The sequence below is a fragment of the Nonomuraea aridisoli genome (assembly GCF_003236395.1).
Classification (GTDB): Bacteria; Actinomycetota; Actinomycetes; order Streptosporangiales; family Streptosporangiaceae; genus Nonomuraea; species Nonomuraea aridisoli.
In genome coordinates this window covers 1-13630 of record NZ_POUD01000258.1, presented here as the reverse complement: position 1 = coordinate 13630, position 13630 = coordinate 1, and the positions used below count along the sequence as shown (strand labels likewise).

The 13630-nt window shown below is 70.1% G+C and carries 9 protein-coding genes; 3 read left to right on the top strand and 6 right to left on the bottom strand.

What is annotated here, in order from left to right; all coding sequences use genetic code 11:
• The 3 genes from C1J01_RS38565 to aceB all read right to left on the bottom strand — a co-directional run.
• The coding region (locus C1J01_RS38565; protein WP_146615877.1) for an FAD-binding oxidoreductase at positions 1–781 on the bottom strand (781 nt) is incomplete at its 3' end.
• Positions 781–2217 (bottom strand): FAD-linked oxidase C-terminal domain-containing protein, encoded by a 1437-nt coding sequence (locus tag C1J01_RS38560; RefSeq protein WP_111183902.1) that lies wholly within the window; start codon positions 2215–2217, stop codon positions 781–783. The genes C1J01_RS38565 and C1J01_RS38560, both read right to left, overlap by 1 nt.
• Before the next feature lie 36 nt (positions 2218–2253).
• Positions 2254–3831: a malate synthase A gene (aceB, locus tag C1J01_RS38555; RefSeq protein ID WP_438943173.1), complete on the bottom strand. Its 1578-nt coding sequence runs from the start codon at positions 3829–3831 to the stop codon at positions 2254–2256.
• Between the two features lie 153 nt (positions 3832–3984).
• Between aceB and C1J01_RS38550 the strand changes: the two genes are divergently transcribed.
• The 3 genes from C1J01_RS38550 (at position 3985) to hutI (ending at position 7918) form a co-directional block, all read left to right on the top strand.
• Positions 3985–4680, top strand: coding sequence for a DUF4097 family beta strand repeat-containing protein (locus C1J01_RS38550; RefSeq protein ID WP_111183900.1), 696 nt, complete (start codon positions 3985–3987; stop codon positions 4678–4680).
• Positions 4681–4772: 92 nt separating this feature from the next.
• Entirely contained in the window at positions 4773–6185 is a 1413-nt protein-coding gene (gene hflX, locus C1J01_RS38545) for a GTPase HflX (RefSeq protein ID WP_438943172.1), read from the top strand.
• Positions 6186–6709: 524 nt separating this feature from the next.
• A complete protein-coding gene (hutI, locus tag C1J01_RS38540; protein WP_111183898.1) occupies positions 6710–7918 on the top strand; it encodes an imidazolonepropionase in 1209 nt (402 codons plus the stop codon).
• Between the two features lie 186 nt (positions 7919–8104).
• Here hutI and C1J01_RS49315 read toward each other — a convergent pair whose 3' ends face one another.
• From C1J01_RS49315 to C1J01_RS38525, 3 genes are all read right to left on the bottom strand, one after another.
• Positions 8105–8350 carry a hypothetical protein gene (locus tag C1J01_RS49315; protein ID WP_146615876.1) on the bottom strand — a complete coding sequence of 82 codons (246 nt, stop codon included), beginning with the start codon at positions 8348–8350 and terminating at the stop codon, positions 8105–8107.
• A gap of 276 nt (positions 8351–8626) precedes the next feature.
• A complete protein-coding gene (locus C1J01_RS52645; protein WP_235854941.1) occupies positions 8627–11371 on the bottom strand; it encodes a ComEC/Rec2 family competence protein in 2745 nt (914 codons plus the stop codon).
• Between the two features lie 835 nt (positions 11372–12206).
• Entirely contained in the window at positions 12207–13139 is a 933-nt protein-coding gene (locus C1J01_RS38525; RefSeq protein ID WP_235854940.1) for a ComEA family DNA-binding protein, read from the bottom strand.
• Positions 13140–13630 lie beyond the last annotated feature (491 nt).

Here is a 13630-nt window from a genome sequence, read left to right as displayed (position 1 = left end):
GCGCCCGCGCCCTGTCCTCGGCCGCCGTGCCCTCCACCAGCGCGGCCAGGACGACCGGGCCGTGCGGATCGGGCCGGTCCACCTCGACCGCGCTCGGCTCCGCCTGTGACGCCGCGAGCGCCAGGGCGAGCGCCGGGAGCTCGTCGAGGGACGGCTCGGCGACCACCCAGCGGCGCTCGGCCGGCAGCGGGTGCAGCCGGAACACCGCCTCGGCGATGACGCCGAGGGTGCCGTACGAGCCGGCGAAGAGCTTGCCCAGGTCGTATCCGGCGACGTTCTTGACCACCTTGCCGCCGGAGCGGGCGATCGTGCCGTCGGCGAGCACGACGGTGATGCCGATGAGCAGGTCGCGGGCGGTGCCGTAGCGGAACGCGCGCGGCCCCGGCAGCCCGGCGGCCAGCGTGCCGCCCACCGTCGAGCCCGCGCCGGAGGGCACGTCGAGCGCCAGCTCCTGCCCCTTGCCCGCCAGCTCCGCCGCCAGGGCGTCCATCGTCACCCCGGCCTGGACGCGCACCACGAGGTCGCCCGCCGCGTGCTCCAGCACGGCGTTCATGCAGCACATGTCGAGCAGCACGTCGCAACGCTCCGGCGGCGCGCCCCAGTGCAGCTTCGTGCCGCCGCCCACGGGCACCACCGCCAGGTCCTGCTCGGCGCAGGCGCGCAGCAGGGCCGCGATCTCCTCGACGCTCTCCGGCAACGCGACCCAGCGCGGGAGCACCCCGCCCACCGCGTCGTCGGGGCCCGCCTGCCTGACCGTCACGCCGATTTCTGCCAGCGTCATCAGAACTGCTCCGCCTTCCCCGACTCGACCAGCGGATGCACGCCCTTGCGCACGCCCGGCACCTCGCCGCACAACCGCGGCGTCGGGAACACCTTGCCCGGGTTGGACAGCCCGCGGGGATCGAACGCGCATCGTACGAGCTGCATGGTGTCGAGGTCGTCCGCGCCGAACATCTTCGGCATGTAGCGCGACTTGTCGACGCCCACGCCGTGCTCGCCGGTGATGGAGCCGCCGTGCTCGATGCACAGGTCGAGGATCGCGCCGGAGACCACCTCCGCCCGCTCGCCCGCCCCGGGCTCCGCGTCGTCGAACAACACCAGCGGATGCAGGTTGCCGTCGCCGGCGTGGAAGACGTTGGCCACCCGGATGCCGTGCTCCGCCGAGAGCCGGTCGATGGCCGCCAGCACCGCGGGCAACGACGTGCGCGGCACCACGCCGTCCTGCACGATGTAGGCCGGGCTGATGCGCCCGACGGCGGCGAACGCCGACTTGCGGCCCTTCCAGATCGCCGCCCGCTCGGCCGCTCCCGCGGCCACCCGCAGCTCGAACGCCGCCGAGCAGATCTCCCGCAGCCGGGAGAACTGCCGCTCGACCTCGGCGGCCGGGCCGTCCAGCTCCACGACCAGCACCGCGCCGGCGCCCGCGGGGTAGCCGCAGGCCACCGCGGCCTCGGCCGCCTCGATGCTGAGCGCGTCCATCATCTCGATCGCGGCCGGCACGATGCCCGCGCCGATGATCGCCGAGACGGCCTCCCCGCCCTGCTCCAGGTTCTCGAACGCGGCCAGCACCGTGGTCACGGCCTCCGGCGCGCGGCTCAGCCGTACGGTGATCTTGGTGGCGATGCCGAGCGTGCCCTCCGAGCCGATGAACGCACCCAGCAGGTCGTAGCCCGGGTCCATGCGGTCGAGCGTGACCAGGTCGCCGTCGGGCGTGACGATCTCGCACGCCTCGACGTGGTTGACGGTGAAGCCGTACTTCAGGCAGTGGGCGCCGCCGGAGTTCTCCGCGACGTTGCCGCCGATCGAGCAGACCTGCTGGCTGGAGGGGTCGGGGGCGTAGTAGTAGCCCTGGTCGCGGACGGCCTCGGTGATCGCCAGGTTGGTCACCCCCGGCTCGACGACCGCCCGGCGGTTGTCCAGGTCGATGTCCAGGATGCGGCGCATCTTCGCGGTGACGATGAGCACGCCGTCCTCGCGGGGCAGCGCGCCCCCCGACAGGCCCGTGCCCGACCCCCTGGCCACGAACGGCACGCCGAAGTCGTTGCACAGGCGTACCACGCGGGCGACCTGCTCGGCGGTCTCGGGCAGCACGACGACGCCCGGGGTCGCCCGGTGGTAGGTGAGGCCGTCACACTCGTAGGTGCGCAGGCGTACGGGATCGGTGATCACCGAATCTTCGGGCAGCAGGGAGTGCAGCGCCGCGGTCAGCTCTTCCATCACCGATCCCCCCTCTTTTCTATTTTTCACCCTCTGTTATGGCATTCGAGCATATGCCGGGAGAGTCAGGAATTCGGCGAAGTCGTCGTCCAGCGCCACTTCCTTGAACAGCTGCGTCGCCTGGTCGAACAACTTCTCGTCGTATCCCGGCTCCTGTGCGATCTCGGCCAGCTCCTCGCCGATGATCCGCTCCACGATCTCCTTCGTCACCTGCTCACCCGTGTCGGCGAGGGTGACGTCGTTGTGGATCCACTGCCAGACCTGCGAGCGCGAGATCTCGGCGGTGGCGGCGTCCTCCATCAGGTTGTGGATGGCCGCCGCGCCCTGCCCGCCCATCCACGAGGCGAGGTAGCGCAGGCCGACGTCGACGTTGCTCCGCAGCCCGGTCTCGGTGATGTCGCCCGGCGTCTCGGAGACGGCCAGCAGCTCGGCCGCGGTGACGCTGACGTCCTCGCGCAGCCGGTCGAGCTGGTGCGGACGCGAGCCCAGCACGCCGTCGAACACCTCCCGGCAGATCGGCACCAGGTCGGGGTGGGCCACCCACGACCCGTCGAACCCGTCGCCCGACTCGCGCGTCTTGTCGGCCCGCACCTTCTCCAGCGCGACCGCGTTCACCTCGGGGTTCCTGCGCGAGGGGATGAACGCCGCCATCCCGCCGATCGCGTGCGCGCCCCGCTTGTGGCACGTGCGCACCAGCAGCTCGGTGTAGGCCCGCATGAACGGCGCCGTCATCGTGACCGCGTTCCGCTCCGGCAGCAGGAACTCGCGGCCCCGCGTGCGGAACTTCTTGATCACGCTGAACAGGTAGTCCCAGCGGCCCGCGTTGAGCCCCGCCGAGTGGTCGCGCAGCTCGTAGAGGATCTCCTCCATCTCGAAGGCCGCCGGGTAGGTCTCGATGAGCACGGTCGCCCTGATGGTGCCGTGCGGGATGCCGAGCAGCTCCTGCGCCCGGGTGAACACGTCGTTCCAGAGCCGCGCCTCGAGGTGCGACTCGATCTTGGGCAGGTAGAAGTACGGGCCCTTGCCCTTGTCGATCTGCCGCTGGGCGCAGTGGAAGAAGTAGAGCGCGAAGTCGAACAGCGACCCCGACACCGGCTGCCCGTCGACCAGGGCGTGCTTCTCGTCCAGATGCCACCCGCGCGGGCGCACCACGATGGTGGCCAGCTCCTCGTCGGGCTTGAGCGCGTACGCCTTGCCGCCGGACTCGAAGTCGATCGTGCGGTCGAGCGCGTCACGCAGGTTGAGCTGGCCGGCCACGATGTTCTCCCACAGCGGGGACAGGGCGTCCTCGAAGTCGGCCAGCCACACCTTCGCGCCGGAGTTGAGCGCGTTGATGGTCATCTTCTGATCGGTCGGGCCGGTGATCTCGACGCGCCGGTCCTCCAGGCCGGGCGCCGGGGGAGCGACCCGCCAGTCGCCCTCCCTGATCTGCTTGGTCTCCGGCAGGAAGTCGAGCAGGGCGCCCGCCGACAGCTCCGCCTGGCGCGCCTGGCGGGCCTCCAGCAGCTCAAGCCGCCTGGGGCCGAACTCCCGCTGGAGAGCCGCCACGAAATCGAGCGCCTCCGGCGTGAGGACCTCGTCGAACCGATCGAGCATCGGGCCGGTGATCTCCATGGGACCTCTTTTCCACTTCATGGAAAACGACTTCTGGATTGTGGAAGTGAAATTACTCCCCCGCCCATACCCGGTCAAAGGCGGGGTCCTCTCGGGGAGTCGTCGGGGTCATCCCCGATGTGGCGGGAGCCATGCCGGGAGAGGATTCACCGCATGAACAAGAAGGTGATCGTCGCGGGCGGACTGCTGGCCTCCGCCGCCCTGCTGACCGGGTGCGGCCTCGAGAGCGTCGCCGGCCCCGTCAACCAGGACACGGTGTCGTACGAGGTGACGGAGAAGGTCGGCGAGCTGCGGCTGGAGAGCGGCGCGGGCGACGCGGAGATCACCGAGACCGAGGGCGACACCGTACGCGTGGTCGAGCACCTGCGCTGGCGCGGCGACGCCAAGCCCGAGACCGAGCACAAGGTCGAGGGGGAGGCGCTGGTCGTCACCTATGACTGCCCGTCCGACTGGGGCGCCTGTGGCGTCGACTACGAGATCGAGGTCCCCAAGGGCCTGACGGCCGACCTGACCACCGGCTCGGGCAACCTCACCCTCAGGGGCCTGACCGGGGAGCTGAAGCTGCTCGTGGGCTCGGGCGACGTGGACGCGGCCGGCCTGGCCGGCAGGAGCCTGTCCGCCGAGTCGGGGGCGGGCGACATCGAGCTCACGTACGCCTCCGCTCCGGACGCCGTCGAGCTGGTGGCCGGCAGCGGGGACATCCGGCTCGCCGTCCCCGACGGCGCCTACGACCTCAAAAGCGAGGTGGGCTCCGGCGACACCGCCGTCACGGTCAAGACCGACACCTCCTCGCCGCACAAGATCTCGCTGCAGACCGGATCAGGCGATGTCACGGTGTCACCTGCGTAACGGGATAACCAGGTGATTGCGCTCGGGGATGTCTGCCACCATCGTGGGAAGACACCGAGGTGTCCAGACGTTTCCTCATAGAGATGACACGAATGCGCGAATACACCCTGCTCGACGAGATCGAGACCGGCGACATGGACCTCGAGGAGCGCCAGGCGCTGCGCCGCGTGGCGGGCCTGTCCACCGAACTCGAAGACGTATCCGAGGTCGAATACCGGCAGTTGCGGCTCGAGCGGGTCGTCCTCGTCGGCGTCTGGACCTCCGGCACGGCGGAAGACGCCGACAACTCCCTGCTGGAGCTCAAGCTCCTGGCGGAGACGGCCGGGTCGCAGGTGCTCGACGGGCTCATCCAGCGGCGCCAGAAGCCCGACCCGGCGACGTACATCGGCTCCGGCAAGGCGCTGGAGCTGCGTGACATCGTCGAGTCCAGCGGCGCCGACACCGTGATCTGCGACGGCGAGCTGACCCCCGGCCAGCTCCGCCAGCTCGAGGACATCGTCAAGGTGAAGGTCATCGACCGCACCGCACTGATCCTCGACATCTTCGCCCAGCACGCCAAGAGCCGCGAGGGCAAGGCCCAGGTCGAGCTGGCGCAGCTGCAGTACCTGCTGCCGCGCCTGCGCGGCTGGGGCGGCAACCTGTCGCGGCAGGTCGGCGGACGCGCCGCGGGCGGCGTCGGCATCGGCGGCCGCGGTCCCGGTGAGACCAAGATCGAGCTGGACCGGCGCCGCATCCGCGAGCGCATGGCCAAGCTGCGCCGTCAGATCGGCGGCATGTCCACCGCGCGCGACACCAAGCGTCACGCGCGCCAGCGGCGCGAGGTCCCGGCCGTGGCCATCGCCGGCTACACCAACGCCGGCAAGTCCTCGCTGCTCAACCGCGTCACCGGCGCGGGCGTGCTGGTGGAGGACGCGCTGTTCGCCACCCTCGACCCCACCGTGCGCCGGGCGCGCACGGCCGAAGGCCGGCTGTTCACGATCGCCGACACCGTCGGGTTCGTCCGTCACCTGCCCCACCAGCTCGTCGAGGCGTTCCGCTCGACGCTGGAGGAGGTCGCCGACGCCGACCTGATCCTGCACGTGGTCGACGGCTCCCACCCCGACCCCGAGGGGCAGCTCGCGGCGGTCCGTGAGGTGTTCGCGGACATCGAGGGCGCGTCCGAGGTGCCGGAGATCGTGGTGATCAACAAGGCCGACGCGGCCGACCCCGAGGTGCTCGACCGCATCGCGCGGCGCGAGCGCGACAGCATCGTGGTCTCGGCCCGCACCGGCAAGGGCATCCCCGAGCTGATGGAGCTCATCGAGGAGCGGCTGCCGCGCCTCGACCACGAGGTCCACCTGCTGGTGCCGTACGAGCGGGGCGACCTGATCTCGCGGGCGCACAAGGAGGGCGAGGTGCTCTCGGTCGACCACGTGGGCGAGGGCACGATCCTGCACGCGCGCGTGCTGCCCAGCCTGTCGCAGGAGCTGCTGCGGGTCGGCAAGCCGGTGGAGCACGTCTCCTGACGCGGACGCGGTGAGTGCCGCCGCGGCGGCACTCACCGTTATGGTGCCGGCGGCCTTCCCGGTATGGCGCGGGCGGCCTCACCGGTATGGTGCGCCGGATCTCGCTGCAAAGCGTGCAGAGTTGCGCAAAAGCGGCAGTGGTTTCGGCACTCCGGGATTGCTAGGATTGGCCAGACCCAACGTTGGTCTGGCTTTTAAGTTCGGGTTCTGGGTTTTCGGATGATGGCCGCACGTCTCTGAAGTCGTCAGCGGGGTCCTTGGGGCAGAGGCAGCGCTGCGTGACGGCTGGGATCAGTGGTCTTTCTTCCGAATAACCCTGTACAGCGGCCCGAGATGTGAAATAACGTAACTGAACTGAAATCGCCGGATCATGACTCCGGCGATACGGTCACCGCACAACCTGATGCGGATGAGAGCAGGAGACCCCCCATGTCGTCCGGACCCGGAGCGGACTCAGTGGGCGCGGCACGGGCCGTGCACTGGGCTCTGTGCCCGTGCGGGGGAGCGCGCTGGGTGGTGATGCGGTGACCGTTCGGCTCCTGACCAACATCGGCCGCCTCTGGACCGGCAACGAGGTCCTCAGCAACGCCGCCATCCTCGTCCACAACGACCGCATCGCCTGGGTCGGGCGTGCTCCCGACCTGCCGCAGAGCGTGCCCGGCGTCGTCGACGACATCGTCGACGTCGACCACGTCGAAAACCTCGGCGGGGCCCTCGTCACGCCCGGTCTCATCGACGCCCACACCCACCCGGTCTACGCCGGCAACCGCTACGCCGAGCTGGCCATCCGCACCGGCGGCTCCACGTCCGCCTCGATCACCGCGGCGGGCGGCGGCGTGGGCTCCACCGTCACCGTGACCCGCGGCACCGACCCCTGGACGCTCTGCAACGGCGTACGCGAGCGGCTGCGCGGCTGGCTGCTCAGCGGCACGACCACCGTCGAGGCCAAGACCGGCTACCACCTCACCCGCGACGGCGAGCTCGCCGACGTGCGGCTCCTGCGCGAGCTGGAGAAGGAGCCGATGATGCCGCGGGTGCACGTCACGTTCCTGGCCGCCCATGTGGTGCCGCCCGAGTACTTCGGCCGGCAGCGCGAATACGTCGAGGCCGTGGGCGCCTGGTGCGCCGACGCCGCCGCGGCGGGCGCCGACAGCGTCGACGTCTACTGCGACGAGGGCCACTTCACCACCGAGGAATCCCGCTGGGTCCTCGCCTCCGGCCGCAACGTCGGCCTGCTGCCGCGCATCCACGCCGGCCAGTACAGCCGGCGCGGCGCCGTCCAGCTGGCGGCCGAGCTGGGCTGCGCCTCCGCCGACGGCCTGCACCACATGTCCGACGAGGACATCGCCATCATGTCCCGCTACGGCGTGCCCGCCGTCGTCTGCCCGGCCACGGCCCTGCAGCGCGGCCACCTGCCGCCGGTCCGCCAGATGATCAAGCATGGCGTGCAGATCGCGCTCGGCAGCGACCACAACCCCGGCTTCTGCGGCATCACCTCGATGTCCCTGGTGATCGCCATGGCGGTGTCGGCGTTCGGGATGAGCGTCAACGACGCGCTGCGCGCGGCCACGCTCGGCGGCGCCACCGTCCTGGGCGCGCCCGACCGCGGCGTCCTGACGCCGGGACGGCTCGCCGACATCGTGCAGTGGGACGCCGACCACGAGGGCGCCTTCGCCTGGTCCTTCGGCCTCAAGCCCCGCCGGGTCTGGCGCGGCGGCACCCCCGTCCAGTAACCCCGGCCCGGCCCTGGACGAACGCCCTCTCGCGTGCCGCGCCGAAAGACGCCCGGTCCAGACGAGACCAGGCGGTGGCTTCCAATCCTCTGCCACAACGGTGGTCCATCGGCGCAACGGCCCGTCATCAACAACAGGTACGGCCCATCAGCCACTGCCACCATCGACCTGAGCAGCGACGCCCTGTCAGTGAGTGCGGCGCGCTGCCACAACGGTCAGAGTCACCAGCCGCTGTTCGGGCGTCACACTGTTGCCTGCGGCCATCGCCTGTTCTCGTTCGATCCCGGTTTGCGCCTCGAAGGTCTGTGACTCTGGTGATGGCGCTTGAGGTGAAGCCTTGACCGGCTCGGTATCGGCGACGGCAGCATCCTGAACCGGACGTGAGCCCGGCACCGTACCCGAGACCGCGCCGTCATCGACACGCTCGTTCACAGTGCCCGGCCGCGTACGACCACCGGCGACCCGCGACCCGCTCACTGCACACGGCTTACAACAACCGGCCGCGAGAGTCGCACGGCCTGCGGCTCACGGCGACCGGCGCGCACGACGCACGGCTTGCGGTTCACGGCTCACGGTGGCAGTGGATCGCCGCGCTGTGCAAGGCAAGGGCCGGGGATGAGGTGTGGTCTCTGGTCAGCACCTGACGCGGACGCCTTGAGTGTGGGCCAGCTTCAAGGTAGATGCGAATGATCTTTGCCCATCACGTCATCAGGTTCGATGACATCGCGGCCGATCCTGCGTGCCGACGTTGTGCTTGTGTGCAGAGGGTCTCCTCATGTGAGTGATGGCCAGGGTGCGACCTGTATCTGTTGCGCCACCGTGGCCGTCACCGACCGTGCGGAGGCTGAAGTCACGGCCGCGGGGGATCACCGCCATTCCGTCTTCGCCCTCCACTACGGCGAGATCGCCCGACTGGTCGGTGCGGTGGACGGTGAGCCCGAGGCGGCGTAGAAGGCCGAGTGTGGACGGGGCCGGGTGACCGTAGTCGTTGCCGGCGCCCACGCTGATCAACGCCGCGCGTGCGCCAAGAGAGCCCAGGAACTCTGGAGACTGCCGGTTCGATCCGTGGTGCGGGGTTTTGAGGATGTCCGCACGTATCGGGAAGCGGTGCAGGAGGTCGTCCTGTGCCTCCGTTTCCAGGTCGCCGCCCAGCAGCGCGGAGCCGGAACGCCAGCGTACGTGGAGGACCACGCTCGCGTTGTTGATCTCGCTGCCCTCTCCGTAGCCGTACGATCCGCCGGAGTCGAGAGCCGGGGCGACGACGGTGAGCTCCGACGGACCGAAGCGCCAGCGTGTGCCCGGGGAGGCCGTCCATTCTGGGATGCGGCGGCCCGCCAGCATGGTGGAGATGCGTCCCCCGCCTTCGGAGCCGTCTCTGTGGGGGCTGACCACCACCGCCCCCACCCGCCGGTTTCTCAGCACTCCTGAAATCCCGCCCACGTGGTCGGCGTGGGCGTGGGTGAGGACGAGCAGAGGAACGTCGTCGACGCCGACCCTGCGCAAGCACTTGTCCATGATCGCCGGGTCGGGGCCCGTGTCGACCACGACGGCCCGGCCTGGACCTGCCGCGACGATCAAACCGTCGCCCTGGCCCACGTCGCACATCACCATCAGCCATCCCTTGGGCGGCCAGGGACCGGCGATCGGCCGGATCACCAGCACCGCTGCCAACGCTGCCGCGACCACGGTCACCGCGACGGCCCGCCAGGCGCGGCGACGCAGGATCGGGATCGCAACGAGCACGGCGAGCACGAGCAGGGCGAGACCCGGAAGGCCGGCCGGCCATGGCACGGTGGCGAACGGCAGGTTCACCGCCCAGCGTGCGACCGTGATGATCCAGCCGACCGCGTAGCCGGCCGGGATGACAAGCAACCGCGCGCCGTCCGGCCACACGGGGGCCACCAAGGCGGCGCCGAAGCCGAGCAGGGTGGCGGGGGCGACCGCCGGGGCGACGAGCAGGTTGGCGATCACTGCCACCGGCGTCACCTGCCCGGCCATGAGCACCAGGACAGGTGTCACGGCCACCTGAGCAGCCGCGGGTACGGCGACCGCTTCCGCGACCCAGCGCGGCAACGGTGGAAGCCGCAACAAGCCACGATGCCGCGACGAGCCCTCTTCCCTTCGCCTGTCCGTCCAGTCATGTGCGCGACCATCCGCCGGGCCGTCTGTCAGGCCGTCTGTCGGGCCGTCCGCCCGACCGTCTACCCGGCCATGTGCCTGGGCGTCGTCCAATAGGGGGCCGTTGTTTCCGTCGAGGATCTGGTTGTAGCGGGTGCCAGTGTGAAGGTGGCCGTCAGTCGGTGGCCGGCCCGCGCTGGTTGCGGGGAGCGGGGCTCGTTGCGGCGAGGTGATGGACGGATCCTGTGGGGTGGCGTTCTCCTTCGAGCGGGACAGCTTGTCGCGCCAGCGGGGGGCGAGCAGGAGGATGCCTGCGGTCGCGGTCACGGACAGCGCGAAGCCGTACGAGCGGGCGAGTTCGGGGACGAACAGGATCAGGAAGAGGACGGTCGCAGACAGGGCGGCGACCCCGTCCTTGGAACGGCCTGTGCCCATGGCGATGGCTGCGGCCAAGCCCATGAGGAGGGCGCGCAGGACGCTCGGCGAAGGCCGGGCCACGACTGCGAACAGGAGCATCGCCACAGCGGCGACCCCCGCTCTCACCGGTAGGGGGAGGCCGATCACGCGCGAGAGGGCGAGGGTCGCGCCTGCGACGATCGCCAGGTTGGCGCCGCTTACGGCGTTCAGGTGGCTGAGGCCGGCTTCCCTCATGTCAGACGTCACCTGCGGGTCCATGCGGGAGACGTCCCCCACGACCAAGCCGGGGAGGAGGCCGCGCTGGTCCGGAGGCAGGACGTCGGCTGCGGACCGGAGCCCTGCCCTGAGAGAACCCGCCATCGTCTGCAGGGCGGAGGGAGGCGTCAGGACCTTCGGCGGGCCTCGGACCAGCAGGATGGCCGCGACCGAGGTGCCGGCAGTGGGGCGGGCGAGGCGTCCGGTGACTTCGAGATGTTGGCTGGGGAGGAGGCCGGCCCAGGCTCGTCCGATGGCGAAGACGGTTACGGGGACGTCGATCGTTTGGCGGCTGGTGCCGTACTGGACGACCTTGAGCGCGGCACGGGCGACGTAGCTTTCCGGATTGAAGTGTCCGCCTCGGTTCGGGCGTCGTTCGGGGTCGTCCGTCAGGGCGATCTCTGCGGTGATGAAGGCGTTCTTGTCCGCCAGCTCGGACACCGGGCCTGTGGTCAGCGCGTGGACTCGCAGGGCTACCGAAACGGAGGCGGCCGCCGTGCAGATGAGCGTGGCGATGGCGATGTTGCGCCATCCGGTCGTGATGTCCTGCCAGCCGATGCGGGTGATGCGGGGGCGTACCAACCACGCCGTCGCAGCCGCACCGAGGGCTGCCGCGACGGCGACGATCATGCCGCTTCGGGCCGAGCAACCGAGCAGGACCATGGCACTGCCCCACGCGGCCACCGCTGGGAAGGCGAGGGGCCAGGCACGTTCGCGAGTGTTCGTCTCGGGAGGGGGCTGGGATGATGCGACGGTCCGCATACGTCGCGTTGCTTTGACGTCCGCGTCGAGACCTGCAGTCCGATGGTTGTGATCTCCGCCTGACCACCTGTCATCGGGGTGCAGCCAAGCAGCGGCCGCGCCCACACGTGCGGGTCCTCCCAAGACGCCCGCCGACTGGATCCAACGACTTTCGTGGGCCATGGGGGTCTCGGCGACTGAACGCGCAGCCTGGCCCAGTTCGTCGCCCATGTAGGCCCAACCGACTGCCGGTCCTGAACGTGGGGACGACCCGGGGTTTCCCTCCGGTCCGGTCCGGCCGGCCCCATCGATCGAACGGGAACGCGCCATACGCCCCGAGTCGTCGCCAGCCCGGACCCAGCCCACCGTCGGACCTGGGTGCCTGGACCACTCCGTTCCCGCCGGGCGGGTGTGGCTGACACCATGGGACCAACGCGTCTCCGCTTCTGAACGCCGTGGCACACGTTGGTCGCCGACCGCGTGTGGCGCACTTGTGTTCGGTGCTGGGCGCGGCTCTCCTGCTGGGCTCATGGCTGTGCGAGGCAGTGCGGTGTCGACTTGCGCAGGCTCGTCTGGGCGGGTGACGGAGTGCGTCGGGTGATGGTGATTGGTCTCCGAGTAGGGGTGTGCGCCGTGACGGGCCTCCAGATCCGCGAGGGCGTTGGGGTGTTCCTCCTTGCTCCTGGGAAGGGCAGGAGTGCCGAGAGGGCGGCTCGTACGACGGGCGTGGGGCTCTTCGGGGTGCATGGTGGGCATGTCAGATGCGGACCTTTGGCTTGATTTCTTCGAACGTTTTCGGACCGATACCGCTGACTTCGCGAAGCTGGTCAACGGTGGTGAAGCCGCCGCGGCTGGTGCGGAACTCGACGATGCGCGCGGCCAGGACCTCTCCCACACCGGGGAGTTGTTCCAGCTGTTCGGGGGTGGCGGAGTTGAGGTCGAGTACGGCGTTCGCCGGGTCTACGACGGGTGAGCCGGGAATGGCCGCGGGCTGTTTGGCGCCGACGACGATCTGTTCGCCGTCGATCAGGCGTCGGGCCAGGTTGAGCCCTCCGATGGAGGCCCCGCGGGATACTCCTCCGGCGGCCGCTACCGCGTCCGTGACCCGGGCGCCTGAGGGGAGGAGGTAGACGCCTGGTTTGCGGATCTTGCCTGCTACGTGCACGGTGACCTTCGCCGTAGGAGAAGGGGACGGGGTCGCGGGCGCGATTGGGGTGGGTGGCGGCAGGGGTTGGGGTCTGGGCTGGGCCTGCCAGACCAGGAACGCCGCCACTGCGGCAGCGAGGAGCCCGATGGCGAGCAGGACGCGCAGACCTGGCCTGCCCGGGTCCAGCGCGGGGCCTTGGGAGGCGAGAGCGTTGCGGAATCTCTGGATGGACGGGGGAACAGAGGCGGATCCCTTCGTGGTCGGAGTCTTCGCCGCCGGGCTCGTCTTGGCCTGTGGCGCCGCTGCCGGGCTTTTCGTGGGCTGCGTCATCGCGGCGGGGCTGGACGCGGTCACGGGGTCCTGGTGAAGGGCTGATGAAGCCGAGAAGCCACGGCCGGTCCAGGCATGGGGTGACGAGTTGAAGGTGTCGAGGTCGTCGTTATGGACGGCGACGGGACGCAGGTAGCCGGGATGATCCAGGTCGAAGGGTGCGAGGCCAGAGGAGCCGAGGCTGTCGCCGTGCCCCACAGCCTGCCTTGTCACCCCTGAGTCGTTCAGATCGACGCCAACGGATGCTGACGGGCTCAAGGGGCCGGCCGCCAACGGATCGCCGTACCGTGAGTCGCCGGAACCAACCCCGTGAGAGTCCGGGGATTGGCCAGTGCGACCCGCCGCCGAAGCGACAGAACCTGAGCCATCACCGTCAAAGCCCGAAGGACCCGGCGGAACGACGCCGTCGCCGTACTCAGCAGCAGACCACGATCCAGCGAAGCGGTCACCATAACCTGCCGCAGAATTCGCGAAGCGCTCGCCATGACTCGCCGTAGAGCCCACGGCACCGGGGTTGTCCAGACCGACGCTGGGCGGGCCCCAGTGAAGGAGGAGATCGCTGTGCCCAACGGCCGACGGATCGAGGTTGTCTTGGCCCGGAGCGGATTCCTCGAAGGTGAAGGGAGCATGGTGGTGGGCCAGCGACGTAGGAGTGCCCTGGGACGTGGGGAATTGGGCCGCGTCTTCGGGGGTGGGAGGAAGGT

Excerpts from the sequence above, each read along its gene's own strand:
- C1J01_RS38560 (WP_111183902.1), bottom strand. The coding sequence starts at position 2,217 with ATGGAAGAGCTGACCGCGGCGCTGCACTCCCTGCTGCCCGAAGATTCG.
- aceB (WP_438943173.1), bottom strand. The coding sequence starts at position 3,831 with ATGGAGATCACCGGCCCGATGCTCGATCGGTTCGACGAGGTCCTCACG.
- C1J01_RS38550 (WP_111183900.1), top strand. The coding sequence starts at position 3,985 with ATGAACAAGAAGGTGATCGTCGCGGGCGGACTGCTGGCCTCCGCCGCC.
- hflX (WP_438943172.1), top strand. The coding sequence starts at position 4,773 with ATGCGCGAATACACCCTGCTCGACGAGATCGAGACCGGCGACATGGAC.
- C1J01_RS52645 (WP_235854941.1), bottom strand. The coding sequence starts at position 11,371 with ATGGTCCTGCTCGGTTGCTCGGCCCGAAGCGGCATGATCGTCGCCGTC.